Here is a 25,965-nt window from a genome sequence, read left to right as displayed (position 1 = left end):
CGCGCCGCTATTACCAACTTAGGGAAATAAACCAATGACGTTTAAGTATGTATTACCTGTTATTGCACTGGCCGCCTCTGCAACCGTATCTGCAGAAGAGTATCAGTTATTCACCGGCCTGGAAGCCTATCATCAGCGTTACAGCGGAGACAGTGAGAATTTATGGTCTGTAAACGGTACTTACTTCTTTGATAAGAAACAAACCTTAGGTCCGCTGGATCAGTTTGAATATATTAATAAAGCTACTAATGTAAATGCAGCATTCAGCCGCTTTGATGGCGAAAACTTCTGGGCTGTTGGCGGTGAGTATTTTGCTGACAACAATCTGGTTTTCTCTGCCCGCTTTACTGAAAATGCTGGCTTCCATGCCACATCTGTTGGTATTGGTTATCTGATTTCAAAAGACTTTATTGTCCGCGCACAAGCTGCGAAACCTGAAGAAGGCAGCACTTCTTACCTGTTTTCTGCCAGTTACAACCACCAGTTGCAGGGTAACGACTATGTTGGTTTTACTGCCCATACCGACGATGAGTTTGACCGGTATGGTATCAGCAGTAAATATTTCGCCAGCCTGGGTGCTGACCGTTTTATTGCTTTAGGTGCATCACTGAAAGAGGAATTTGACCGTTCAAGCTGGGCGGTTGACGCTGATTACTATTTCAGCAAGATGACCTCAGTTGGCGTATCTTACGACAAAGTCGACAATTACGGCCTGACAGCCAAGCACTTCTTTAACCGCAGCTGGGCACTTGAAGCAGGTTTTGGCAGTAATGCCGATAGCTCTGGCTATAAAGTTTACCGCTTAGGCGTTACCGGCCAGTTCTAAATTTCCCTGGTAGCTACACTAGCGTTTTTGGGGCAACAGTTGTTGCCCCTTTTTTATGAATGTGACTTATCGTCCGTGGTATCTGCCTCACCGCTGGTAAATACTCTGGTGTGAACTGACCAACCGGAGCCGCACCATGCTAAGCACCTATGCCGACAATGATATTAGTGTTCCCTACGAGGAAGAGGTTAACGGCTTTACTATTTATATAGAGGATAACCCGGACCGCTGGCGCGGTGGTTATAGCTGGTCAGTGTGTAAGGATGAAGTTGAGTTCGATTCGGGGTTGGCATTTGATGTGGCTGATGCACTTGAACAAGCAAAACGTTTCAGGTGTTTTGTAAAGTAGACTTTAAAGTTTCTACTTGGATACTAAATGTGTAACCAAGTGCTTCCGAGCATTCCTCTTGCTATAAACAAAGTTGGCTGATAGGCCCTATCTGATATACCATTAGCGAGAACTGAGGTGCTGAAAATTGAGTTGTTTTTATCAGGATGGATACTAGAAAAAAAGCATCAAAACCAATTGCTATAGATCTATTCTGCGGATCTGGGGCAGTAAGCCTCGGCGTAAAAAATGCCGGTTTTGATGTTGTTGGTGCTGTCGATTTTGATCCCCACGCCTGTGCAACGTATCGAGCTAATCACCCGTCAGTTAAGTTAATCCAAGACGATATCAGATTAATTCCAGCAAATGCGTTTGACGATGTGGTAAAAAAACAACTGGATTTACTGGTTGTTTGTGCGCCTTGTCAGCCCTTTAGCAGTCAGAATCGTAAGCGTAGCAACGATGATGGCCGTTTAAACCTCGTTGAAGCTTCACTTCCTTTTATTGAAAGCTACCAACCTCAAATCGTATTTTTGGAAAATGTACCTGGGTTAGCTTCTAGCGGCATTTTTGATCGTTTCCGCGCTTGTTTAGCAAAGCTGGGCTACGAAATTGCTGAACCATTGAAGCTTGATGCGTCTGAATTAGGTGTGCCCCAGCGCAGAACTCGGATGATCATGGTTGCGGTAAAAGGTGCAGATCTTAATACGGCTATAGATATTGCGCGTTTACCCAGAAAAACAGTGCGTGATGTCATTGCGGATTTACCAATACCAGCAGTAGGTAGAGATGCCGTGTTAAAAGATGCTTTGCATTTCTCGAGAAAACACTCAGCTCTGAACATTGAGCGTTTGCGGTACATACCCAAGGATGGCGGTAGTCGTCATCATCTACCAGAGCATCTGCAGCTTGCTTGCCACAAAAATAGAAAGAATGCTTCCTTTTCTGATGTATACGGCCGAATGCGCTGGGATGATGTAGCTCCAACCCTTACTACTGGCTGCACCGACATTACACGAGGACGATTTGCTCACCCCGAACAAGACAGAGGGATAACATTGCGTGAAGCCGCAAGGTTGCAATCATTTCCAGATGATTACCAGTTTATTGGCAATGCTGGACAAGTGGCTACACAAATAGGAAATGCGGTTCCGCCGCAAATGATGCAGAGTATTGCAAAAAGTTTATTGAACGCTATTAGCAGCAATAAATAAGAAATTCGTCCCTTTTTCATTAATTTAAGTCTTCATCAGAAGGCTTTTTCCGTTTATGCTGCGTAAGTGCGTATCTGTTACAAAAAATAAACAGGAGAATGAATGACAAAGCTCAGGGTTAGAGCCAGAGCCGTTGATATGCTTGGCCGACAGCAAATTGCTGGTATTCCAACTGCAATCCACGAGTTATTCAAAAACGCCCATGATGCCTACGCAGAGCGCGTTGAAGTTGATTTCTTTCGGCGTAACCGAGTATTAGTTCTGCGGGACGATGGCTACGGTATGACTCGTGACGACGTCGAGAACCGTTGGCTGACATTGGGTACGGAATCACGCCTTAACGCGAATAAAAACCCGGACCGTAGCAATGAATGGCGCGGCCCTAAAAACCTGCCTCCCAGGTCAATAATGGGTGAGAAAGGTATTGGCCGTTTGGCGATAGCAGTAATCGCGCCTGTCACTCTTTTAATGACTCGTGCCGCTCGCCCTGACGGTTTGCACAACTTAGTTGTAGCTTTGGTGCATTGGGGTTTGTTTGAGCAACCAGGCTTAGATATCAGTGAAATTGATGTACCAATTGCAGAGTTTGAACACGGGACCCTGCCAACTAAAGCTGACATAGCCACCTTAATAACTCAAATCCAAAACAACTTAGCCAATTTAGAAAAGCAAATAGAGCCATCTGTATACAGTGAGCTAGTTGCCACGCTGAATAAAGTAAATCAAATAAGCCCAGATGTGTTAGATGGCTATCTTAACAAAGAGCGCGAACATCCATTGTCATTAAGCCGCGAAGGCTATGGTACACATTTTATTTTGCTGCCAGTCGCGCCTGAACTAGACGATGATATTGATGGCGGGTCTGATAAGGACTCATCCAAGCTAGAGCGAAACCTGCTTGGTTTTTCTAACCTTATGGCAACCGATAATCCGGTTATTCAGACAGAGTTTCGTGACCACACCATAGAAGATATTGAAGAGCGGATTGGGCCCAAAAGTTTCTTTAGCCAACAAGATTTCGAAAAAACCGATCAGTATTTTGAGGGTGAGTTTAACGAATACGGCCAATTTACGGGTATCGTCTCTATTTATGGTAAACCCCGTCAGTTTGTCTGTAACTGGCGTGATGGTAATGGTGGCTTGTCAAAATGCGGCCCGTTCTCCCTCAGATATGGGTATGTGCAGGGTAATCCTAAGGAATCCCGTTTATCTCCAGACGATTTTACGTACATAGATTCAAAAACTTCGAAGTTTGGAGGCCTCTATATATTCAGGGACGACATACGGGTATTACCTTATGGTAACTCTGACGTCGACTGGTTAGATATCGAAAAACGTCGAACTAAGAGCGCTGGCGATTGGTTTTTTTCATATCGTCGCGGATTCGGTTATGTTGCGATTACACATAAAGAGAACGGTACGCTCACCGAAAAGGCAGGACGGGAAGGTTTTAGAGAAAATCTAGCCTACAGGGATTTTAGAGCAATTTTAGTTAACTTTTTTATGCAACTTGCTTATGAGTTTTTTCGAGATTCATCGCCTCAAGGTGATGATTTTAATGAAAATAAAGCATTGTTAAAGGTTCAAGCCGAGATCCTGAAGAAACAACAAAAGAAAGCAGATAGTAGGCGCGGTGAATTTGATGCATCGTTAAAAACGTTCTTCACTCGTTATAACGAAGATTACTTTGAAACAGAGACAAACAACTTAACTGTTTCTGTCGCTGAGCGGCTTGCCAAGTATGAAGCTGACTCAGCACCCGCTGAGTTTGCATCAGCGGTTCGATTGTTAGAAATATCAGCCAAAAGCAAAATTCGGGAATTATTAGCACAGGCTACGCTAGCGCTGCCGCGTGGATTGGCGCTAACTAATCGCCTGAAGAAAGATTGGATCGCCTTTGAGGCACAATCTGCTCAGGTTAGACACGAACTTATTGAACCAGCAAGAGTCGCTGTCGAGCAGCTGATTCAAGATGCGTTAGAAGGTAAAGTTGCCTTTAATGAGCGCCGGTTATCTGCCTTGCAGGAAATTGAGCAGGAAAAAGACAATACCGTGCGGGAATTAGCCAGCCTTCGCAAAACCACAACAGAAGCCTTAGGCACCATGCAGCTCGCCGTGCGTGAAGTGTTAAAGGAAGAGTTCGCTGAACTTCGGGTAAACATAGAGCAGCTTGTTGATGACTTTACCCGCCGCTCGGCTGAAACCCCTGAGCAACTTGACGCAGTGCGTTCTGACGTTGAACAAAAAATTGAGCAATTAAAAGCAAAAGAAACTGAGCTGCTTGATTCTTTAAAGCGACAAATGACCGAGCTTACTGAAGAAATAAAAGCTCGTGAGACACTAGACGATCGTTTTGCCGCGATAGAGGCACAAAATCTAATACTGTCTGAGCAAGTCGAGTTTTATTCTGAGTTTGCTCAGATGGGTATGTCAGTCGGCATTTTACAGCACGAGTTTGAAAGCGCAGCCCGAGGTATTCGTGTTGCCATGGCTGATTTAAAACCATGGGCCGATAAAAACCCCCCTTTAGCTCCAATTTATCAACGACTACGCAGCCATATAGAGCATCTTGATGGTTACCTTAAAGTACTCGATCCGCTTGGGCGACGCTTACACCGCACTGCAATAGAGTTATCTGGCAGTGAGATATTAAACGTTGTATATGGCGTGTTTAGTGAACAGTTAAAGTCAGCAAATATCGCGCTTGAACCAACTTACGCCTTCAGGGGCTTTAAAGTTAAATGTCGCTCTTCTGCTTTGTTGGGCGGCTTTATTAACGTGATAGACAATGCAATTTATTGGTTAAACAGCCGAGCGCAGGGTGAAAAGAAAATCTTCCTCGATGCGGATGATAATGGCTTCCTTATTTCGAACAATGGGCCAGGTATAGAAGAGCGTTTAAAAGAACGTATTTTTGATTTTGGCGAAACAACCAAACCCGGTGGTCGTGGCATGGGCTTAGCCATAACCAGAGAGACATTACGCCGCGAAGGCTTTGAAATCGAACTAGTAAAAGCGGGGTTAGAACAACAACCGCAGTTTAAGATTTATGCACAGGGAGAGTCTGATGAATAGTGCAGCTAAGGAATTAACCGCTGATCCTCAGGAAGAGTGGCGTCAACACATCTGTAAAGCGACTAAAGAGTTCCTTAAGACAGCTGTTGTAATAGATAATGAGCCTTGGGTTGTTGAACAAGTTTCTGCAAATACACCGACAGCTGAAAGTGCTCAAGCATCTTCCTCGAACACAGGCATGGACGGCGACGAATACTTAGCTTCGCCACCAGAAACTCCAATCAGTCCAGCTCGGATAGATATTCGAACGATATCCGACGTTTTTATAGAAAATGGCATTAGTTGTTCTTTTGTTCTGCCAGAAGATAACGACACTGATTCTTCTCGTAAAAAATCAAGAGCGGTTTCCGCAGCGCGGCTCTCTGATATAACAATTATCGACTGGTTTTTAACGCCTTCAGACCCGTCACTAACGTTGCAAGTGATTGATAAAATTGCTAAGCAAGACAAGGACTGCAATGGACGGCTTAGACTTTTATGCATTTACACGGGTGAGACACTCCAAGAACACATGCTAGATGCTGTTATTGCTGAATATCAAAAGCACAGCATAGCCCTTCATAAATCATCAGAACCGAATTTTTCAGCATATTGTAAAGATACTATTATTGTCTTGAAGAACAAACGCATCACTTCGGCAGATAGGCTACCAGGTGAGCTTATAACGTTGTTTTCGAAGTTTGCAGATGGTTTGTTGCCTTCATTTGTGCTTGCAGCTGCTGGAGCTATTCGCAAGAATATGCATCACATGGTAACGAGATTTGAGAGCGAAATGGATGCTGCTTTTGTGGCGAACCGACTTATAACTAACCCCCCCGGTGATGTGGCAGAGCTTATACGTGAACTTTTTGTGGCGGAATGTGACAACGCCATTGGTTTTGAAACAGTTGCAGATGAATATTTAGATATCGAACCAGTTAAAAAGTGGCTAAACGTTAACGCAAGTCACTTTAAAAATACGCACTATGAAGTTGGTGAGCCGCTGCGGGTTTCTTACTTAGTCGATCAATTTACAATCCTAAGTTTGCTTAAGAACGGTATTAATGACAGAGATTTTGTTGATCTTAATAACAGCAAACAACCATTTGCTCCCGGTAAACGAGTAGCTGTCAGCCAATACCTTGCAGGTAGCATTGAAAAATCTAATAGAATTGAAAATAAGTTTTCTCGCTTAGTTGCATTGAAGCGAGAGCTGCATGAGTTGAGTTCTATGGTAAGTACCGGGAAATGGTTACCAACTCTGACTACGGGAACGATACTCAGATTAAATACTGAAGGGCGAGATAGGTACTTCATGTGCTTAACCCCTGCCTGCGACTCATTGAGGTTATCAGGTGATAAAACTTTTGTATTTTTAGAAGGTGTCGTAAAACAAAAAGGCTATAGCCTGGTCGTAAAATCTTTAGATGGTCAGCTTGTAAGTCTATACTTCGACAACAAAAGACCGTTAATCAATTCTTTTATTTTCCAGGCTGACAGTGCACTTGGGAGAGTAATTGCTGTCAAGCAAGATGCAAATAGCTTCATGTTTACTTCATCCCAACCAACAAGTCAGCAGTTCCAGTGGGTCGCTGAGTTAAGATACAGTCGAGCAGTTAGTGAAATGGCGAAGTTGGCTTCAAATTGGATGCGCCTTGGAATACTGGATTCTGAATATCTTCGCTTAGCCAGCCAGAATAATTTTAAGTTCTCACCAAATTGAGAAACATTGAGATATATACATTAGCAGTCTTAGCTTTAAGATCTCGTAGATTAATCTGTCAAAACTTTATGTTAGGTCAGTTTGGCGACACAACCTTTGCTGAACTGCCGGCAGCTTGATCTTTAAAACTATTTTGCTAGATACCCCAAGGTTTGCACACTTTTATGCGCTTAAAGACAAATAAAAGTGTATTTTTGGCACAAAGTGACTGCATCAAGGTGGTGTTATGGAACGCGGGTTATTAACAGAATTGCTGCGCTGGAAAGCGAAACCTGAGCGTAAACCCCTGCTTATTGACGGTGCCAGACAAACTGGTAAAACCTATTTACTGCAAGTGCTTTTGGGCCAGCAGTTTTCGCAGGTACTACGGATCGATTTTCTTGAGTCGCCACAAATGCAGGACGCTTTTGCCGGCTCGTTAAGCCCCGCCGATGTGCTGAGCAATATCGAGCTGTTAACAGGGCAGCGTTTTAATATTGCAACCGACCTGCTGATCCTCGATGAAATTGGTGAATGTCCCCGTGCGTTAACGGCATTAAAGTACTTTGCCGAGCAAACCCCGCAGGCTTTTATTGCTGCCAGTGGCTCTAATATCGGCTTGCTGAATACTTTCCCGGTAGGCAAGGTTGAGCAATACAATTTACGGCCGTTAACCTTCCGCGAGTTCTTACTGGCCTCTGGCGAGGCCGTGCTGTTAAACGCTTTTGATGCCGGGCAAAACTCAGCTGCCGCCCACACTAAACTGTTTGATAAGCTGACAGATTACTACTTTACCGGCGGTATGCCGGAGGCCGTTAGCCTGTGGTTTAAGCTGGCTGAACAAAGCATTCTTGAGCGGGTAAAAGCGGTATCACAGGTGCATGCCGATTTACTGGCCGGTTATGTGCGGGATTTTGGTAAATATTCCGGTAAGGTTGATGCCGGCCTGATTGAATCTGTGTTTACTGCGGTGCCTGCTCAGCTTGCTGCTGTATTGGACGAGTCGGTTAAACGCTTTAAGTTTAAGCAGGTGCATGAGCGCAAATCCCGTTATCAGGAGCTGGAAAGCGGCATTGTCTGGCTGGAGAAGTGCCGGCTGATCTTAAAGAACTATCCTGTTGAAGGCACACCGCGCAGCCCGTTAGCTGCTTATAAAAAAGATAATATGGTTAAGCTGTTTTTATTTGATGTTGGCTTACTTAACCATATGCTGGGGGTCAGCTATCTTGAGATTAAGCAGCAAAATTATGACTACAAGGGTTATATAGCAGAAAATTTTGTCCAGCAGGAGCTGGCCGCGCTGGGCGTTGATCCTACGTTTTCCTGGAGCGATGCCCGTGCTGAGATAGAATTTATTCTGGCTGATAGCGCCGGCAACATCATACCGCTGGAAGTAAAAAGCGGTAAGCGTACCAAGGCCAGGTCACTGCAGTCTTATATTGAAAAGTGCAACCCCGTTAAAACCATTAAACTGGCCGGTACTCAGGGTTCGTCGCCGCTTGAGCAACAGCATCTGGTTTATCCGCTGTATTACACCACTCATGCTGTACGCAAACACCTGTTGTCGTTAGCATAAAACAGGACGAATTTATGCATGCCCTTGAACTTAAAATCCCGCCGCTTGTTTTGGTGGCACTGTTTGCCTTAGCGATGTGGCTACTGGCGCAGCTGGTGCCGCCTTTAGCCTTGCCTGCGGTTTGGGGGCTGGTATTGGCCATCGGTTTTGCAGGTGCTGGTGTTGTGGTTGCCCTGTCAGGCGTATTGGCATTTCGCCGCGCCAATACCACGGTAGACCCACGCGTGCCGCAGCAAACTTCCAGCCTGGTGGCGCGGGGTATTTACCGTTACAGCCGCAACCCTATGTATTTAGGCTTTTTACTGCTACTGACGGCACTGGCCTGTTACCTAATGAATGCGGCAGCTTTTATTTTGCTGCCGCTGTTTTTGCTGTATATGAACCGGTTTCAGATAGCGCCGGAAGAGCGCTTTTTATTACAGAAGTTTGGCGCTGAGTATCAATCCTACACTACGCAGGTAAGGCGCTGGTTGTAGAGCCATGTTTTAAGTTTAGTGATTGTGGCTTTGGGTTTTTAGCGGCTTAATGGTCAACTCAAAGCCGCAGGCATGTGCATACTTTAGTAACGTAGACCAACTGGGGTTAGCGTTGCCCCGTTCTAAACGGCTGATATTGCTTTTCTGAGTTTGCATTTTCTCCGCGACCTGCGCCTGGGTAAGTCCAGCCTGAGTGCGCATAGACAGTAGCTGGTCAATAAAAGCAAATTCACTTTCCAGTAGTTCATACTCAGCTTTAACTTCCGGGTTGGCTAAAGCGCGTTGCTTAAACTTTTGCAGACTCATAATTTTTGCACCTCTTGTTGTCGCTGCCGGGCCAGTTCAAGATCCGCCTTTGGCGTTTTCTGCGACTTTTTGATAAAGGCATGTAATACGTATATGTGTTTACCCTGCAAATAACAGAATAATCCACGGCCAATACCTTCCTGTGCTTTGGCCCTGATCTCGAATAAACCACCACCCATAGCATCAGTATGCGGCGGGCCTAAATTTGCGCCATGCCGCTCCATCAGTTCAAGCAACTTAAGCATTCTTGCCTGGATCTTCGGTGGCATGGCCAGAATTTGTTCATCTACTCCTTTGTAAAAGTCTATCTTCCAGTTCATAGATGACTCATTAGTTGCTTTATATGATAACTCTCTGCCGTCATGTTGTCGAATTATTGCTCTACTAATTTAACAACGGCTTTAAGTAATGCCCGGTGTAGGATTTTTCACAGTCGCTAACTTGCTCTGGCGTACCGGCGATCAGTATTTCGCCGCCGCCGCTGCCGCCTTCGGGGCCTAAGTCTACTATCCAGTCAGCGGTTTTTATCACGTCCAGATTATGCTCGATCACTACTATGGTGTTGCCGTGGTCACGCAGCCGGTGCAGTACGTTCAGCAGTTGCTGAATATCGTAAAAATGCAGGCCAGTGGTGGGTTCATCCAGAATATACAGCGTTTTACCGGTATCACGTTTACTTAGCTCACGCGCCAGTTTTACCCGTTGCGCTTCACCACCCGATAGCGTGGTGGCGGATTGCCCCAGTTTGATATAGCTTAAGCCAACATCCATCAGCGTTTGTAGCTTGCGGTTAATTGCCGGTATCGCTTCAAAGTAAGCCAGAGCGTCTTCGACTGTCATATCCAGCACTTCGTGGATATTTTTGCCTTTGTATTTAATCTCCAGCGTTTCGCGGTTGTAGCGTTTACCTTTACAGACATCGCATGGCACGTAAACATCGGGTAAAAAGTGCATTTCTACCTTAATAACGCCATCACCCTGGCAGGCTTCACAGCGGCCGCCTTTAACGTTAAAACTAAAGCGGCCTACCTGATAACCGCGTGAGCGTGATTCCTGAGTGCCGGCAAACAGCTCGCGTACGGCGGTAAAAATACCGGTATAAGTCGCGGCATTAGAGCGTGGTGTACGGCCGATTGGGCTCTGATCAATATCGATAACCTTATCAAAGTGATCCAGGCCTTTAATTTCGCGATGCGCCGCCGGGTCGTTACCCTCGCCTTTGTTTAGTACCCGGTGCGCTACCCGAAACAGCGTGTCATTAATCAGGGTAGATTTACCCGAGCCCGACACACCGGTGATGCAGGTCATCAGGCCAAACGGGATGGCAAGGTCAACATTTTTTAAGTTATTGCCGCTGGCGCCCAGCACCTGCAGCCACTTTTTACCCGGTTTATGGCGTTTTTTCGGTACTTCTATTTTTCGCGTACCGGATAAATATTGGCCGGTTAAGGACTCCGGCGCGGCCATTACCTGCTCCAGGGTACCTTGGGCCACAATATGGCCGCCGTGTACGCCGGCGCCGGGGCCAATATCAATAATATGGTCGGCCATGCGCACCGCATCTTCATCGTGCTCTACCACGATCACAGTATTACCCAGATCGCGCAGGTGGCGCAGGGTGCCAAGCAGGCGGTCATTATCGCGCTGGTGCAAACCAATAGAAGGTTCATCCAGTACATACATTACGCCAACCAGGCCGGCGCCAATCTGGCTGGCCAAGCGGATACGCTGGGCTTCGCCGCCGGATAAGGTTTCGGCGCTGCGCGACAGGTTAAGATAGTTAAGGCCCACGTTAACCAGAAAGCTTAAGCGGTCCTGGATTTCTTTTAATACTTTTTCAGCAATTTGTGCGCGCTGGCCGGTAAGAGCCAGTTGCTGGAAAAATGCCATGCAGTCACCAATAGACAGCTCGACAATTTGCGGCAGGTTAGTCTGGCCAATAAACACGTGGCGGGCCTCTTCGCGTAAGCGGGTGCCGTTGCAGCTGGGGCAGGCCTGATGCGCCAGATATTTGCTTAACTCTTCACGCACCGAGTTAGATTCGGTTTCGCGGTAGCGCCGCTCCATATTTGGCAAAATGCCTTCAAACGGGTGGCTGCGCTGCACGATATCGCCGCGATCATTCAGGTATTTAAAATCTATTACTGTTTTGCCGCTGCCTTGTAAAATGGCGTCTTGCTGGGGCTTGGTCAGGCTGTTAAAGGGTACATCCAGTGCAAAGCCATAGTGCTCGGCCAGCGATTTCAGCATCTGGAAATAATAGAAGTTGCGTTTGTCCCAACCGCGTATAGCGCCGCCGGCCAGGCTTAGCTCGTCGCTGACAATGACTTTATTGCGGTCAAAGTACTGCTTCATACCCAGGCCATCACAGCTGGGGCAGGCGCCGGCCGGGTTGTTAAATGAAAACAACCGCGGCTCCAGCTCTACCATCGAATAGCCGCAGCTTGGGCAGGCAAAATTGGCCGAGAACACCAGCTCTGCGGCGTTTGGCTCGTCCATCAACGCTACTTTGGCCACACCGCCGGATAATGCCAGCGCAGTTTCAAACGATTCGGCCAGCCGGGTTTTTACATCATCACGCACTTTAATGCGGTCGATCACTACTTCAATGGTGTGTTTTTTGTGTAAGTCGAGTGTTGGCGGGTCGGATAAATCACAGACTTCGCCGTCGATCCGGGCACGGATATAACCCTGGGCGGCTAAGGTTTCCAGCGTTTTTACGTGTTCGCCTTTGCGCTCCTGCACCACCGGCGCCAGCACCATTAATTTGGTGCCCTCAGGGAAGGCGGTAACTTTATCGACCATCTCGCTGATGGTTTGTGCTGCCAGCGGTAAATCATGTGTGGGGCAACGCGGCTCGCCGACGCGGGCAAACAATAAACGGAGATAGTCATAGATTTCGGTAATGGTGCCGACAGTAGAGCGCGGGTTATGCGAAGTGGACTTTTGCTCGATTGAAATGGCCGGTGATAAACCTTCGATATGATCAACATCGGGCTTTTCCATTAAACTTAAAAACTGCCGTGCGTAAGCGGATAACGACTCAACATAGCGGCGCTGGCCTTCGGCATACAGCGTATCAAACGCCAGCGACGACTTGCCGGAACCGGATAAGCCGGTGATCACAATTAACTTATCGCGCGGAATGGTCAGCGAAATATTTTTCAGGTTATGGGTACGGGCCCCGCGAATATCGATTTTATCCATTGTGGTTTCCGGTTATGACTATGAAGGTATTGAGGCTGTACAAATATACACTATGTGGCACGAAAAAAAAGCCTCCGCACTAAGCGGAGGCAATACGGGTGAAACGAGGGAGTGGATGTTAAAAGGTGTAGCTAATACTAAAATCGATGCTGCGCGGCATAATATAGCGGCCGTTCGGGCTGCCTGCGCTGCGTGGATCACCTTCGGTAATGCCGTCTTTATCGGTCAGGTTGGCCACTGATAACTGTGCTTTTAGCTGTTGGGTAATATCCAGCTGTACGCCCAGATCGATTTTGCTGTAACCATCCAGTTTCACGCTATTGGCGTTATCACCGTAACGATCCGCCACTGATGATAAAGTGCCATATACCGTAGCGTACATATCAGCTACATCGAAGCCATAGCTTGGCGTTATCCGCAGCATCCATTCCGGCTGGCGGATGGCCTGATTACCCACTACCAATGGATCCGGGTGGTTGGTAATTTCGGTGTCCTGCACAGTGGCATTCAGATTTACTGCAAAGCCGTTATCGGCGCGGTAGTTGGCGTCAAACTCGATACCCATTGCTTCAGTGGTCAGTACTTCTGCCGGGGCACCGGGGCGGGATACAAACAGCTCGCCGTCGACTTCGTTGTAAAAGGCTGTCAGGTACATGCTGTAATTTTGCTCAGCCCATTTATATCCCAGCTCGTACTGAGTAACTTCTTTAATCAGCTTATCGCCGCTTTCAAAAGCGCCGTAGTTATCGCGGAAGTCATCAAAAAACGGCATTTTATTGCCTTTGTTAACCCGGGCGAACATACCCATATTGCGCTGCCACATCCAGTTAACGCCGGCTGTCCAGGCAGTTTTGCTTTCATCGTAATTTACCGCTTTGCTGATATCGCCGGTTAAGCCTTCATCGACCACATAAGTAATTTTATGGTTTTCGCGCCGGGCACCTACATCTACCCGCCATTGTTCGTTTAGCTGATACTCTACCGCGGCATAAAAGGCACTGGTGTCGCCATCGCCGGTGGCGTCGATATCGTAGTTCCAGCTGCAGCTGGCCAGGCTATCGTTACAATCAATGCCACTTAGTTCTTCGCCGCCTTTTTCTACCACAAACCAGGATTGGTTACCGATAGACCACCAATCCTGTACCGAGAAGTTGGTGGCGTAGTAGCCCAGCGTAAATACTGCATTGTCGGTAGTTTTGCTGAAAGATAAGTCGTTGGTAAAAGCTTCAATATCTTTTAACACCACCCAGCGGCCAATTTGTTGTACCACGGTATCGTTATCATAAGTGTCGCCACTGGTAACGCCGGTTACCGGGCTATTAATGCCCCCTACGTTACCCAGCGTAGTGGCGCCACCTTCCGGCACCAGGCCAAAGGTATTGGCTTCGCCTTCAATATGGCTAAAGCGGTACATTAACCGCCAGCTGTCGGTGAGGTCCAAGTCGACGGTACCGCCGGTAATGCCGCCGTTCCAGCCGCGGCCGTCGCCAAAGTCATAGCTTTGTTCTTCGCCATCCGGGCCATAGGCAATGCTGCCTAAACGGTTGTTCGGGCCAATCTGGCTGTAGTTGTTATCTACGCCCGGTGCATTAAGTGCTACCGGTAAGTGCCATACACCGTGGTCGTCAGTCTGGCGGGTGTACACATTAATACTGCCGTTATCCAGCTCTTTGGTCACATTAACCGTAAACTGATGACCTTTTTCTGAATTAAAACCGGTTTCGCGCGGGCCTTCTGAGCTGCTGATATAACCGCCGGCCATAACATACAGCCGGTCAGCAATTTCACCGCTAACCACGCCATCAACCCGGCGCAGGCCGTAGCTGGAGGTAGAAAATTTCACCAGGCCTTCGGTGACTTCGCTGCCTTCTTTTAGCAGAAAGTTAGTAGTCAAACCCGGCTGGCCGTTCGACAACACCGGCGTTGAACCTCCACGCAGTGCTTCCATAAAGTGCACCGTTTCATCAAGACGGAAAATAGACGAGTTTTCTAAAAAAGATAAGGTTGGCGGCGGAAAAATCGGCGCGCCGTTTAGCTGGATAGTTAAAAACGGCGCATCACCGGTGCTGGGAAAACCGCGCACAAACACATTGGCACCGGCGATACCACCTGAGCTTTCTGCCCATACGCCAGGCACTACGGTAAATAATTCAGCGGTGCTTTTCGGTGCCAGCCGGCCGATGTTTTCGGCTGACACATTGGTAATGGCGTAACTGGTATCAACTTTAAAACCAGACATACCGCTGGCTTTACCGGTAACAACAATTTGTTCTATTTCACCCTGGCTTTCAGTTGGGGCTGTGGCATCTGTGTTGGTCTGTGCGATAAGGGGCATGCTGCATACCAGCGCCAGAGCGGCGCTGATCTTGTTGAGTCTGGCTACCATTTTTTGTTCTCCTGCTATCCTGTCGATGGTTACAGCGGCTGTTGTTTTAATCACTTTTTGGTCAGTCTATTGCCGTGCTGATTTAAACATAGGCTATATTGCAATCGATTGCAATACGCTGAAAGATGTTTTTGCATACGATTGCAAAAGAAATTTATCGGCTAAAAACATAAAATATCTCGCCAGCTGGCCAGCGGCGTTGCGACACCACGCTGCTTAAGGCATTATTGATGGCACAACAGGACATAGCTGTAAAACCAGGTAGGTAAAGTGACCATTAAACCGGCAAAATCCATGACCTTATCTGACATTGCCCGGCTGGCCGGGGTGTCGGAGTCAACCGCGTCGCGCGCCCTGCGTGATAACCCGGTAATTAATGCGCAAACGCGGCAAAAAGTGCAGCAAATTGCTGCTGATCATCAGTTTAAAGTCAATGCCACTGCGCGCAGCCTGCGTACGCAAAAAAGCCATACTATCGCCGTGATTATTCTGTTTGACGCCAAAACCCAGCAGGCCATTACTGACCCGTTTCTGCTGGATATTCTGGGTGTGATAGCCGACGAGTTAACACGCCAGGGCTACGATATGCTGCTAAGCAGCAGTAAAACCACCGACAAAGACTGGCGTAGTTACTACTTTGATTCAAAACGCGCCGACGGCCTGATTGTTATCGGCCAGGGTGAGCATGATGAGCGGGTAGAACAACTCAGCGCCGCCGGGGTGCCCTTTGTGGTGTGGGGCGCGGCCACCGGCACAGAGCGTTTTCCGGTAATTGGCAGTGATAACCGCCAGGGCGCACAGCTGGCCGTAACGCATTTGCTGGCACAGGGCTGTAAGCGTATCGCCTTTTTAGGTGATATCCGCCATACCGAAATTGAAATGCGTTATCTGGGGTATCAGGATGCGCTGCAAGCTGCCGGTATTAAGCCCGAGCCTAAATTGCAGCTTAATACCGATTTTACTGCCCAGGCCGGTTATTTACAGACGCAGCAGGCGCTGTTTACTGAGCTTGCTACACTGGACGGTATTTTCGCCGCCAGTGATGCCATTGCCATGGGCGCGATGAAAGCGCTGCTGGAGCACAATATTAAGGTGCCACAGCAACTGGCTCTGGTCGGTTTTGATGATATTGCTATGTCGGCCTACTGCACGCCATCGCTGACCACAGTAAAACAGGACACTCACGCCGGTGGTAAATTGCTGGTAGCGCAGCTGCTGAGCCGCATTAATGGTGGCAAAGCCGCATCACAGCTGCTGCCGGTAAAGTTAATTGAACGGCAATCCAGCTTGCGAAAACACTGAAGCGACGGGTTTGGCTAAACTTTGCCGTGGCTTGCGTTTATTGAACGCCGAACCCGCTGACGGAGCAATCTGCTTGTCCTCACAGACTGTGATGACAGATGGGGCCGCTAAACTTTGTCGTGGCTTGCGTTACCATTGCCGCCGGGCTCGCCACAGCAACTCCCTCGCGCTGACGCGCTCAGTCAGACACTCTGTGTCGCCCCGTCAGCAATGCTAACCGCCACTCTGTTGTGTAGCGCGCAGGTTAAAGTTTTTGTAAATCGGCCAGTGTCACGCAAGCCAACCCCGGATACACCTTTAACGCCCCGCTAAGTACCTTTGCATCACCAATACCTATCGCTTTCATACCGGCGCGGTTAATCGCTTCAATACCGGCCAGCGCATCTTCTACACCTATACAGTGCTCAGGCGCCACACCCAAGCCGTTGGCGGCGAGTAAAAACACTTCCGGGTCGGGCTTGCTGTTTATTACCTGGTTGGCGTCGGCAATATAATCAAACTGCGCCGCTATACCTAAACGCTCAACCACAAAGGCGGCATTTTTACTGGCGGATGCCAGGCCAATTTTAATACCGCTTTGGCGCAGTTCAGTAAACAACGGCTGTACGCCGGGGTATAGATCGGCTGCTGTCATATGGTCGATAAGCTCAAGATAATGCGCATTTTTTTGCTGCATTAGCCGTGCTTCTTCAGCTTCGCTTAGCGTTAAGCCGCCCTTTTGCAAAATCCAGCGCAGCGAGCCCAAACGGTCAACGCCTTTTAGCTGCTCATTGTCGTGTTCGGTAAAGACAATACCCAGCTCATCGGCCAATGCCTTCCAGGCATGAAAATGGTAAATGGCGGTGTCGGTAAGTACGCCATCCAAATCAAAAATTACCGCGCGGCAGCTCATACTACTACTCCAATAGCTTTACTTACGGTTTGGCCATTGGTTAACGCTACCGCCTGGCCAGAGTGAAACAGCGTTAACGGCTCGCCGCTAAGCAACTTATAACTGGCCTGCTGCCTGTCGGCACTAAACTGCAGCACACGGCCGCGGTAACTTAAGCGGAAACTTAAGCGAGGTAACTGTGGTGGCAGTTGTGGGTTAAAGTGCAAACCTGCGGGGCGTGAACGTACACCGGCAAAGCCCATGACCAGCGACATCCAGCTGCCGGCCATACAGGCGATATGCACACCAAATTCGGTATTAGCATGGTGGTTATCCAGATCCATCCGTGCGCTGTCACCAAAAAACTCATGTGCTCTTGTGGTGTCGCCGGTTTCGGCAAACAGAATGCTGTGAATACAGCTGGATAAGCTGGAGTCATGGGTGGTTAATGGCTCGTAGTAGGCCAGATCGCGCTGCTTTTGTGCCTGTGGTACTGCATCATCCAACAGCAGCAGTGCCAGCACCACATCGGCCTGCTTTAACACCTGATGGCGGTAAATAACCAGCGGATGATAGTGCAGCAATAACGGATATTTGTCGGCCGGGGTGTTGGCAAAATCCCACGGCTGACGGCTTAAGAAATTATCATCCTGCTGGTGCACCTGCAGCTGTTCGTCAAACGCCAGATACATGGTATCGGCCGCCTGTTGCCACTGTTGTATTTCGGCTTCTGTTACGCCCAACTGGTTTAACAGCGGGCTCTGCTCAGCCTGCAGTTTTTGCACTATTTCCAGTGTAAAACGCAGCTGCAATTGCACCATCGCATTGGTGTAAAAGTTATTGTTCACCAGCGCCGAATATTCGTCCGGCCCGGTAACCATATGAATTTCAAACTTACCACTGCGCGCAGAGAAAAAGCCCAGCTGCAGCCATAGCCGCGCAGTTTCAATCAGCATTTCAGCGCCCATCTGCTGCATAAAGGCCCAGTCGTCAGTGGCCAGATAATAACTGCGAATGGCGTAGGCAATGGCAGCATTAATATGGTACTGCGCGGTGCCGGCCGGGAAATACGCCGAGCACTCTTCGCCGCCAATAGTGCGCCACGGATACAAGGCGCCACTGCTATGCGACATCTGCCTTGCGCGCTCACGCGCAGCATCCAGCTGGCTGTAGCGCTGGGTTAATAACTGGCGGGCTATAGCGGGCTGAGTCAGGCTCATTACCGGTACCACGTAAATTTCAGTGTCCCAGAAATAATGGCCATCATAGCCAGGCCCGGTTAAGCCTTTGGCGGCAATATTGCTCTGGCCGTTACGGCCGGCCGACTGCGCCAGGCTAAACAGGTTAAAACGAATCGCCTGCTGTAGTGCCACATCGCCCTCTATGCTTACGTCTGCCTGTTGCCAGAATTGCTGCCACCACTGCTGATGCTCACTTAGCAGAGCGGCAAAACCTTGCTGCTGTGCGTTACTAAGTAATTGCAGTGTTTGTTGGCCCAGGCTGTCGCTGTCGTCAACATTGGCGCTATGGCAGTAGATCACCAGTTTATGCAGGGTCAGGGTTTCGCCTTGCGTTAGCTGCAACGTAAATTGTTGCGTTAACTTATTGCTCTGGCTGTCATCCTGCCGTTGCAGGCTTACTCCAGCCGGTAACACGTGGCTGCTAGCGGCAGCGACAATAAAGTCCGTGCCTTTAGCGCGATGCAACATCAGGCTGTGTTCGCCGCTAAATTGCTGGCTAAGCAGGGTTAAGCTGTCGGCTATCGACATGTCACCCACCCGTGGGTCATCTTTTTTATAAAAGCCCGGATAAGCGGCATCCAGGCCGCTGGTCAGAATAACCTCGCCGGAGAAATTCAGCGCGGTAATACTTAGTTCAATGGCCATTAAATGCGGGTTGGCCTGCGACACAAAACGCCGGCTGGCGATACGTAATTGCTTACCGCTTTGGCTTTGCCACTCACTGTGCCGGCTAAGTACGCCCTGCTGCAAATCCAGCGTGCGGCTGTGGCTGGTGGTGTTGTCAGCGCTAAAGCTTTCACCGTCGACACTGAGCTGAAGCACTTTGCCATTAGCTACCTGCAGCATTTTATGGTTATGTTTGGCAAAACCGTAAGCGGACTCGCCATAATGAATCGGTTCGCTGCTGTACACGCCGTTTAAATAGGTGCCTTCGCAACTGGCAACGCCAGCCGGAGCACCTTCTTCCAGCGTGCCGCGTGTGCCGATATAGCCATTAGCCAGGCTAAGCAGAGTCTCTTGCAGCAGCAGGTGTTGTGGCTGATAGTGACTGTCGGTTAAAGCCCAGGGCTCAGTGGTTAGGGGCCGCACGGCAGCATGAGGATGTAACGACATAAAGCGTACCTGACTAATTGCAGTAAATAAGCTTAATATACAGCTTTTGCAATCGATTGCAATATGCGGCGAAAGCGTTGTATAGTGCAAAATGTCAGCAAACAGACTGGCAACAGGGTAAAACAACTATAGCTGTGTCACACAGCATAAAAATGAGAACCAGACCATGGCCACTTTGCGTATCCGCTTGTCGCTACTGCTAACCTATTTTGTATTTGCCATTCTGCTCAACAGTGTCGGTACTGTTATTTTGCAGGTGATCCACACTTATCAGATCAGTAAAGAAGCCGCCAGTGTGCTGGAGGGTTTCAAAGATATTCCTATTGCCGTGGTGTCTTTTATTATTGCCTCTTACCTGCCGCGGCTGGGCTATAAAACCGCCCTGCAAGTTGCGCTGACGCTGGTTACGCTGGCTTGTATTATGATGCCGCTGATCCCGGCATTCTGGACCACCAAGCTGTTGTTTCTGACCGTTGGCGCCAGCTTTGCGCTGGTAAAGGTATCGGTGTACGCCAGTATCGGCGTGGTCACCAACACCAAAGCTGAGCATGCCTCTTTGCTGAATTTTATTGAAGGCGGTTTTATGCTTGGCGTATTGACGGGCTACTGGCTGTTTTCGGCTTTTATGGACCCCGCCGCACCAGAGTCTGGCGGCTGGCTGCAGGTGTATTGGCTACTGGCGCTACTTTGTGTAGCCAACCTGGCATTGCTAAGCAGCACGCTTTTTCCAAAACTGGAGTTGCCACCGACCCAGCCATTAAAGCAGGATTTTATTGCCATGCTGCAGCTGGTGTATAAACCGTTGGTGTTCGTGTTTGTGCTATCGGCGTTTTTATATGTACTGATAGAGCAAGGTATTGGCAGCTGGCTGCCAACGTTTAACAATGAAGTGCTGAAGCTGCCAAACCAGCTTAGTGTGCAGTTAACCAGCATTTTTGCTGCCAGCCTGGCGCTGGGACGTATTCTCGCCGGCGTGGTGCTGAAAAAGCTGTCCTGGTATGTGCTGTTAAACAGTTGTTTGCTGGCTATGGCACTGCTAATACTGTCGACTCTGCCATTAACACGCGATATTCAGCACAATGCCGGGGTTGGCTTATTTACTGCACCGCTGGCGGCCTATTTGTTTCCGCTGATTGGCTTGTTTATGGCACCGATTTATCCGGTAATTAACTCGGTAATATTAAGCGCACTGCCCAAGGCAAGGCATGCCGCTATGACTGGCCTTATTGTGGTGTTCTCCGCCCTGGGCGGCACCACTGGCTCTATGGTTACCGGCTATACCTTTGCCAACTTTGATGGCCAGACGGCATTTTACCTGTGCCTGTTGCCGCTAAGCCTGCTGCTGTTGTCCGTGGGGTTATTTCATCGCCAGAGTAAACAGGTTATTGCCTGATTTGTCGCATCTTACCGGCAACCCGGGCTGAAATCGGCTTAATGCGCGCGGGTTCTGTGTTACACTGGCGCGCTTATTTGGGCGGTTAACTCATACCTGATGCATCAACTGAATTCTTTAGAAAAACGTGCAGCTATGGCGTTGGCGCTGGTATTTTCCAGCCGGATGCTGGGCCTGTTTATGCTGTTGCCGGTGTTTGCACTATATGGCAGCGAGCTGGACGGTTTTTCACCGTTATGGGTAGGCCTGGCCATTGGTGCTTATGGCTTAACCCAGGCCATTTTGCAAATTCCGCTCGGTTGGTTGTCTGATCGTATCGGCCGCCACAAAGTGATGCTGGGCGGACTTACTTTGTTTGCAGTGGGCTCAGTGGTCGCTGCACTGGCCGATTCTGTTTACATGGTTACTTTCGGCCGTATTTTGCAGGGCGCCGGTGCTATTGCCGGTGCCATACTGGCACTGGCAGCCGATTTAACCCGCGAAGAACAGCGGCCCAAAGTAATGGCTATTATTGGTGCCAGTATCGGCTTAAGTTTTGCTGTGGCAATGGTACTGGGGCCTTTACTGGCAAAGTGGGCCGGGCTAAGTGGCGTATTCTGGTTTACTGCTGTGCTGGCTTGTGGCGCTATGCTGGTGGTGGCATTGTTACTGCCCAAAAGTGTTAACAAAGCACCGATGGCAGAAACCCTGGCGCTGCCGCAAAGTTTGGGTAACATGCTTAAACACCGCCAACTGCTGCAGTTGGATCTGGGCGTATTACTGCTACATTTAATGTTGACGGCAATGTTTGTCGCACTACCGGCACTGCTGCAAAACTATGGCCTGGTATCGGTAAAACACTGGCAGTTTTATTTGCCGGTGTTGCTGGGCTCTTTTGTGCTGATGATCCCAATGATGATTATTGCGATGCGTAAAGCGCAGGAAAAGGGTTTCTTTTTATTGGCCATAGCATTGCTGATCAGCGCTATGCTGCTGGCATTGCTGGTGCCCGGTTTTACTGCACTGACAATGGCTTTACTGCTGTTTTTTATTGGCTTTAACTTTTTAGAAGCCAGCCTGCCAGCGTTGGTGTCACGCATTGCACCGGCAGGTCAGCGTGGCAGTGCTATGGGTATTTATTCCAGCAGCCAGTTTTTTGGTGCATTTCTAGGCGGTGTAACCGGTGGTGCCGTAGTGCAACATTTTGGCTACCACGCACTGTTTGCCGTACTGGCTGTTATTGGTTTAATATGGCTGGCAGTTGCCAGCACCCTTCAGCTTCCTCCACGCGCCCAGCGTTTGTCTCTGGCTGTGTCGTTAACCAGCGAACAGCAAGCCAGTGCACTGGCAGCGCGACTGACCAAACTGAACGGGGTGCAGGAAGTTACAATTGTTCTGGCAGAGCAGCGCTGTTATCTGAAAGTCAGTTCAGCACAGTTTGATCACACAGCAGCGCAGGCTGTTATTACAGCCGCCGGGGCTTAAACATTTTTTAGGAGAATTCGCATGGCGCGTGGCATTAATAAAGTTATTCTGATTGGTAACCTGGGCACTGACCCGGAAGTGCGCTATATGCCGCAAGGCGGCGCAGTGGCGAATTTAACGGTAGCAACCTCAGAGAGCTGGACCGACAAAGCCACTAACGAGAAAAAAGAGCAAACCGAATGGCACCGTGTAGTGATTTATCAGCGTTTAGCCGAAATTGCCGGTGAATACCTGCGTAAAGGCAGCAAAGTGTATATTGAAGGCAAGCTGAAAACCCGTAAATGGCAGGATAAAGACGGTGTAGAACGTTATACCACCGAAATTATTGCCAACGAGCTGCAAATGTTGGATGGCCGTGGTGATGGCCAGCAACAAGGCGGTGGTATGGGCGGCGGCCAACAGGGCGGTTATCAAAAACCAGCCCAACAGCAGGGTGGTTATCAGCAACCGGCTCAACAAGCTGCACCGGCCTATCAGCAACCACAACAAGGTGGTTACCAGCAAGCTGCACCACAGCAGGGCGGCTACCAAAAGCCAGCGCAGCCACAAGGTGGTTACCAGCAGCCGGCACAGCCGCAACAGCAACAACGCGCTCCGATGGAACCGCCAATCGACTTTGATGACGATATTCCGTTCTAAGATTGTATTTTAAAACAATAAATTAGAATGCTCTGAAAGCCTCACATCTGTGGGGCTTTTTTGTGAGCGCCATTCACCCTCAATCCCTGACAATGCTGATAATGCCGGCTAAGGCTCTGCACCAAATTAGAGATTCTGCTTGACAATCTGCACCGATTTTATTCTACTCAGACGCAATAACTAAAACAGTGTTATTTAATCGGGGGAATAATGAAGACTATTTTTTTATGGGCGATAACCGTGGCGCTGGCCGGATTTTTATTCGGTTTTGACACCGCAGTTATCTCCGGAGCCGACCTGCCGATACAGCAGCTTTGGCAAACAGATCCGCTATTTCACGGCATGTTCATCATGTCATCGGCATTGTGGGGTACGGTCATTGGCGCGCTTTTTGGTAGTGTGCCGTGTGACCGGTTTGGTCGTAAGGCTACCCTTATTGCTATCGGTATTTTATATATTTTGTCTGCGCTGGGCTCAGCGTTGGCAGCAGATCCTTATACGTTTTCATTTATGCGGTTTATCGGTGGCTTAGGGGTTGGAGTTTCGTCGATTGCGGTACCGGCGTATATCGCTGAGATAGCACCTGCTAAACATCGTGGGCGCTTGGTTGCGATGTACCAGTTCCAGATTGTGTTTGGTATCTTAGTCGCATTTTTCAGCAACTACTTGTTATCAGGTATTTCAGCTGAGGATTGGCGCTGGATGTTGGGCGTTGAAGTTATTCCCGCTATGGTCTTTCTGTTTCTGGTGTTTAAGGTGTCAGAAAGCCCGCGTTGGCTGATCCTGCATAAAAGAGATGAGGCTGCAGCCAGAGTGGTATTTAACCAGCTGCAAGAGAAAGATGTAGATAGCATAGTGGCTGATATCAAGCGCACCCGGCCGACAGAGAAAAAGTCCAGCTTGTTCTCTGCCCGCTATCGCTTCCCGGTAATGTTGGCGTTTTTGGTCGCATTCTTCAACCAACTATCGGGCATTAACTTTATTATCTATTTTGCACCGAGAATATTCTCGCTGGCGGGTTTAGATAGTGATTCTGCTTTATTGTCCTCGGCGGGTGTTGGCATTATAAACCTTGTCTTCACTATGTTGGGGTTATATTTAATTGATAAGGCAGGCAGGCGTCTGCTGATGCTAATTGGTTCGGTTGGCTACATAGTGTCGTTAAGCGTAGTGGCGTATGCTTTTTATGCTGGTATCGGCGGCATGGCCGTGGTGTTTTTTGTGTTTTTGTTTATTGCTTCGCACGCCATTGGCCAGGGCGCGGTGATCTGGGTGTTTATATCTGAAGTCTTTCCTAATGCGGTTCGCGCCAAAGGCCAGTCGCTTGGGGCCAGCACACACTGGGTATTTGCGGCATTAATTGCTTTACTGATGCCGTTTTTCTTAAGCGTGTTTACACCCGCCACCATTTTTATCTTCTTTGCTTTTATGATGGTACTGCAGCTGGTTTTTGTGTTGTTTGTTATGCCTGAAACAAAGGGGCGTACGCTGGAGTCTATCTCGGAAGAGATCCAGACAGAACATTCTAAGGCTGTTGTGTTAACGAAGTAAAACCTGACAGCATGGCGTACCATCCGCCATGCTGTTATTTCTGTTGCAACCTGTCCGGTACACCGCCTTTTAACAGTACAGTGCGGTCTGGTGCGAAATGCGAATAAAGCGGCAAAATAGCACCACCAATGGCAATCGCATCTTCACCCAGGCTGCCTTTTTCGATCTGTGGTACGAATAAATTTGACGTTGGCATCGCTGCCAACCGTCTTTTGATCATGCTGATAAGCTCAATTAATAAGAACGTTGGCAATTGGGAGTCAATGACGACCTTTTCTAAATCGAGGAAACTGACACAAGACATAATGCAGAATACAACGCCTTCTGCGCAGTCCTGCATCCAGTCATGCACCAGTGCCCGGTTGTCATCAATAATATCGGCAAGATCGGCAATATTATCGATATTAACCTGATGAAACTGCAGGTGTCTCAGAAGTGTTGCTATCGAAGCCCGGTTAACTAAGGTATCCCAGCCTGAGGTGTTGCTTTGGCTGTCCAGCCTGGACTGCGGCACAGGTAACGTTGCCAGATTGGCGGCGTTGCTATGCACCCCTCTTTCCAGATTGCCATTGAGTACCAGGCCGCCGCCGACAAAGGTATCAATATAAATGTAGAGGAAATTGTTTGCCGCCTTTATCTGGCCAAAGTACAGCTCAGCCGCCGCGGCCGCTGAGCAGTCATTTTCAAAGAATATGCTGTATGGCAGGCGTTGTTCCAATTCATTGGCAAAATCGATATCAACCCACTGCTGCGCGATGTCAGGTGCCATTTCATGCTGTGCGGCCCAATTGCCTAAAAACCAGGGCATCGCAATTCCGACACCAACAAAGCGCTGACGTTGTGCTGGCGATAGTTTGCCCAGCATCACTTCAATGCCGCTACTTAAGCTATCGATAAGCTGCTCTGGAGTGGGTTCTTTATAACGATGGGATGCTTTATCGATTACCTGACCGGCAAAGTCAGATAGTACATACTCAATATTTTGTCTGCCCAGCTTGATACCAACCGAAAACAGGCCATCGGCTTTAATCTGATACAGGTTGGATGGCTGACCAATACCAACACTGCGCCGGCCGGATTTTTCCAGCAACCCTTTTTCTTCTAACGCATCGACAATACGGGTTAACGATTGCAGTGTTAAACCAATACTTCTGGCAAGATCCGGTTTAGATGCGACGCCAGCCTTGCGCACGGCGGAAATAACCACGCGCTCATTGTACTGCCTGAGAGTTGATGAATTACTGCCTTGCCCCATAAAATTCCACATTATCTTGGTTGTACAACGGTTGAACGGCGAAACGCCATATTTGCCGTGA

19 protein-coding genes are annotated in these 25,965 nt (G+C 48.7%); 12 read left to right on the top strand and 7 right to left on the bottom strand.

Annotated features, from left to right (window positions below):
* The first annotated feature begins 34 nt into the window (after positions 1–34).
* The 7 genes from MJX74_RS02775 to MJX74_RS02745 all read left to right on the top strand — a co-directional run bounded on the left by MJX74_RS02775 (position 35) and on the right by MJX74_RS02745 (position 9,176).
* A complete protein-coding gene (locus MJX74_RS02775; RefSeq protein ID WP_240220706.1) occupies positions 35–826 on the top strand; it encodes a putative porin in 792 nt (263 codons plus the stop codon).
* 136 nt (positions 827–962) lie between these two features.
* Entirely contained in the window at positions 963–1,175 is a 213-nt protein-coding gene (locus MJX74_RS02770) for a hypothetical protein (protein ID WP_240220705.1), read from the top strand.
* A 146-nt stretch (positions 1,176–1,321) separates the two neighbouring features.
* Entirely contained in the window at positions 1,322–2,368 is a 1,047-nt protein-coding gene (locus MJX74_RS02765; RefSeq protein WP_240220703.1) for a DNA cytosine methyltransferase, read from the top strand.
* A gap of 102 nt (positions 2,369–2,470) precedes the next feature.
* Positions 2,471–5,443, top strand: coding sequence for an ATP-binding protein (locus tag MJX74_RS02760; protein ID WP_240220701.1), 2,973 nt, complete (start codon positions 2,471–2,473; stop codon positions 5,441–5,443).
* Complete coding sequence (locus tag MJX74_RS02755; RefSeq protein WP_240220699.1) at positions 5,436–7,145, top strand: response regulator receiver domain; 1,710 nt, start codon at positions 5,436–5,438, stop codon at positions 7,143–7,145. The genes MJX74_RS02760 and MJX74_RS02755 overlap by 8 nt, the downstream gene beginning before the upstream one ends.
* Before the next feature lie 226 nt (positions 7,146–7,371).
* The gene (locus MJX74_RS02750) at positions 7,372–8,700 is read left to right on the top strand and encodes an ATP-binding protein (protein ID WP_240220697.1); all 1,329 of its coding nucleotides are present in this window, start codon (positions 7,372–7,374) and stop codon (positions 8,698–8,700) included.
* Between the two features lie 14 nt (positions 8,701–8,714).
* Complete coding sequence (locus MJX74_RS02745) at positions 8,715–9,176, top strand: methyltransferase family protein (protein WP_240220695.1); 462 nt, start codon at positions 8,715–8,717, stop codon at positions 9,174–9,176.
* Between the two features lie 15 nt (positions 9,177–9,191).
* Here MJX74_RS02745 and MJX74_RS02740 read toward each other — a convergent pair whose 3' ends face one another.
* The 4 genes from MJX74_RS02740 to MJX74_RS02725 form a co-directional block, all read right to left on the bottom strand.
* Positions 9,192–9,482: a helix-turn-helix domain-containing protein gene (locus tag MJX74_RS02740; protein WP_068236935.1), complete on the bottom strand. Its 291-nt coding sequence runs from the start codon at positions 9,480–9,482 to the stop codon at positions 9,192–9,194.
* On the bottom strand, positions 9,479–9,802 hold the full coding sequence (locus tag MJX74_RS02735) for a type II toxin-antitoxin system RelE/ParE family toxin (RefSeq protein WP_240220693.1): 324 nt from the start codon (positions 9,800–9,802) through the stop codon (positions 9,479–9,481). Before MJX74_RS02735 ends, MJX74_RS02740 begins: the two co-directional genes overlap by 4 nt.
* 64 nt (positions 9,803–9,866) lie before the next feature.
* Positions 9,867–12,689: an excinuclease ABC subunit UvrA gene (gene uvrA, locus MJX74_RS02730; protein ID WP_240220691.1), complete on the bottom strand. Its 2,823-nt coding sequence runs from the start codon at positions 12,687–12,689 to the stop codon at positions 9,867–9,869.
* A gap of 118 nt (positions 12,690–12,807) precedes the next feature.
* On the bottom strand, positions 12,808–15,075 hold the full coding sequence (locus tag MJX74_RS02725) for a TonB-dependent receptor (protein ID WP_240220689.1): 2,268 nt from the start codon (positions 15,073–15,075) through the stop codon (positions 12,808–12,810).
* Positions 15,076–15,345: 270 nt separating this feature from the next.
* Between MJX74_RS02725 and MJX74_RS02720 the strand changes: the two genes are divergently transcribed.
* On the top strand, positions 15,346–16,377 hold the full coding sequence (locus MJX74_RS02720; protein WP_240220687.1) for a LacI family DNA-binding transcriptional regulator: 1,032 nt from the start codon (positions 15,346–15,348) through the stop codon (positions 16,375–16,377).
* 244 nt (positions 16,378–16,621) lie between these two features.
* On the opposite strand, the gene pgmB is transcribed toward MJX74_RS02720, so the two are convergent.
* Complete coding sequence (pgmB, locus tag MJX74_RS02715; protein WP_240220685.1) at positions 16,622–17,269, bottom strand: beta-phosphoglucomutase; 648 nt, start codon at positions 17,267–17,269, stop codon at positions 16,622–16,624.
* On the bottom strand, positions 17,266–19,602 hold the full coding sequence (locus MJX74_RS02710) for a glycoside hydrolase family 65 protein (RefSeq protein WP_240220683.1): 2,337 nt from the start codon (positions 19,600–19,602) through the stop codon (positions 17,266–17,268). The genes pgmB and MJX74_RS02710 overlap by 4 nt, the downstream gene beginning before the upstream one ends.
* A gap of 166 nt (positions 19,603–19,768) precedes the next feature.
* Between MJX74_RS02710 and MJX74_RS02705 the strand changes: the two genes are divergently transcribed.
* From MJX74_RS02705 to MJX74_RS02690, 4 genes are all read left to right on the top strand, one after another.
* On the top strand, positions 19,769–20,995 hold the full coding sequence (locus MJX74_RS02705) for an MFS transporter (protein ID WP_240220681.1): 1,227 nt from the start codon (positions 19,769–19,771) through the stop codon (positions 20,993–20,995).
* Positions 20,996–21,094: 99 nt separating this feature from the next.
* Positions 21,095–22,459, top strand: a complete 1,365-nt coding sequence (locus MJX74_RS02700; RefSeq protein WP_240220679.1) for an MFS transporter — start codon at positions 21,095–21,097, stop codon at positions 22,457–22,459.
* A gap of 21 nt (positions 22,460–22,480) precedes the next feature.
* Complete coding sequence (gene ssb / locus MJX74_RS02695) at positions 22,481–23,098, top strand: single-stranded DNA-binding protein (protein ID WP_240220677.1); 618 nt, start codon at positions 22,481–22,483, stop codon at positions 23,096–23,098.
* Between the two features lie 210 nt (positions 23,099–23,308).
* Positions 23,309–24,649, top strand: coding sequence for a sugar porter family MFS transporter (locus MJX74_RS02690; RefSeq protein ID WP_240220675.1), 1,341 nt, complete (start codon positions 23,309–23,311; stop codon positions 24,647–24,649).
* A gap of 34 nt (positions 24,650–24,683) precedes the next feature.
* On the opposite strand, the gene MJX74_RS02685 is transcribed toward MJX74_RS02690, so the two are convergent.
* Positions 24,684–25,904 (bottom strand): ROK family transcriptional regulator, encoded by a 1,221-nt coding sequence (locus MJX74_RS02685; protein ID WP_240220672.1) that lies wholly within the window; start codon positions 25,902–25,904, stop codon positions 24,684–24,686.
* Positions 25,905–25,965: the final 61 nt, after the last annotated feature.

The organism is Rheinheimera hassiensis (genome assembly GCF_022436675.1).
GTDB lineage: Bacteria > Pseudomonadota > Gammaproteobacteria > Enterobacterales > Alteromonadaceae > Alishewanella > Alishewanella hassiensis.
The sequence above is the reverse complement of the archived record's forward strand: the minus strand, read 5'-3'. Positions and strand labels throughout refer to the sequence as shown.

Coding starts and splice junctions, on each gene's coding strand:
- MJX74_RS02745 (WP_240220695.1), top strand. CDS start 8,715: ATGCATGCCCTTGAACTTAAAATCCCGCCGCTTGTTTTGGTGGCACTG.
- MJX74_RS02765 (WP_240220703.1), top strand. CDS start 1,322: ATGGATACTAGAAAAAAAGCATCAAAACCAATTGCTATAGATCTATTC.
- MJX74_RS02755 (WP_240220699.1), top strand. CDS start 5,436: ATGAATAGTGCAGCTAAGGAATTAACCGCTGATCCTCAGGAAGAGTGG.
- ssb (WP_240220677.1), top strand. CDS start 22,481: ATGGCGCGTGGCATTAATAAAGTTATTCTGATTGGTAACCTGGGCACT.
- MJX74_RS02710 (WP_240220683.1), bottom strand. CDS start 19,602: ATGTCGTTACATCCTCATGCTGCCGTGCGGCCCCTAACCACTGAGCCC.
- MJX74_RS02775 (WP_240220706.1), top strand. CDS start 35: ATGACGTTTAAGTATGTATTACCTGTTATTGCACTGGCCGCCTCTGCA.
- pgmB (WP_240220685.1), bottom strand. CDS start 17,269: ATGAGCTGCCGCGCGGTAATTTTTGATTTGGATGGCGTACTTACCGAC.
- MJX74_RS02735 (WP_240220693.1), bottom strand. CDS start 9,802: ATGAACTGGAAGATAGACTTTTACAAAGGAGTAGATGAACAAATTCTG.
- MJX74_RS02740 (WP_068236935.1), bottom strand. CDS start 9,482: ATGAGTCTGCAAAAGTTTAAGCAACGCGCTTTAGCCAACCCGGAAGTT.
- MJX74_RS02725 (WP_240220689.1), bottom strand. CDS start 15,075: ATGGTAGCCAGACTCAACAAGATCAGCGCCGCTCTGGCGCTGGTATGC.
- MJX74_RS02705 (WP_240220681.1), top strand. CDS start 19,769: ATGGCCACTTTGCGTATCCGCTTGTCGCTACTGCTAACCTATTTTGTA.
- MJX74_RS02690 (WP_240220675.1), top strand. CDS start 23,309: ATGAAGACTATTTTTTTATGGGCGATAACCGTGGCGCTGGCCGGATTT.
- MJX74_RS02700 (WP_240220679.1), top strand. CDS start 21,095: ATGCATCAACTGAATTCTTTAGAAAAACGTGCAGCTATGGCGTTGGCG.
- MJX74_RS02750 (WP_240220697.1), top strand. CDS start 7,372: ATGGAACGCGGGTTATTAACAGAATTGCTGCGCTGGAAAGCGAAACCT.
- MJX74_RS02760 (WP_240220701.1), top strand. CDS start 2,471: ATGACAAAGCTCAGGGTTAGAGCCAGAGCCGTTGATATGCTTGGCCGA.
- MJX74_RS02770 (WP_240220705.1), top strand. CDS start 963: ATGCTAAGCACCTATGCCGACAATGATATTAGTGTTCCCTACGAGGAA.
- MJX74_RS02685 (WP_240220672.1), bottom strand. CDS start 25,904: ATGGGGCAAGGCAGTAATTCATCAACTCTCAGGCAGTACAATGAGCGC.
- uvrA (WP_240220691.1), bottom strand. CDS start 12,689: ATGGATAAAATCGATATTCGCGGGGCCCGTACCCATAACCTGAAAAAT.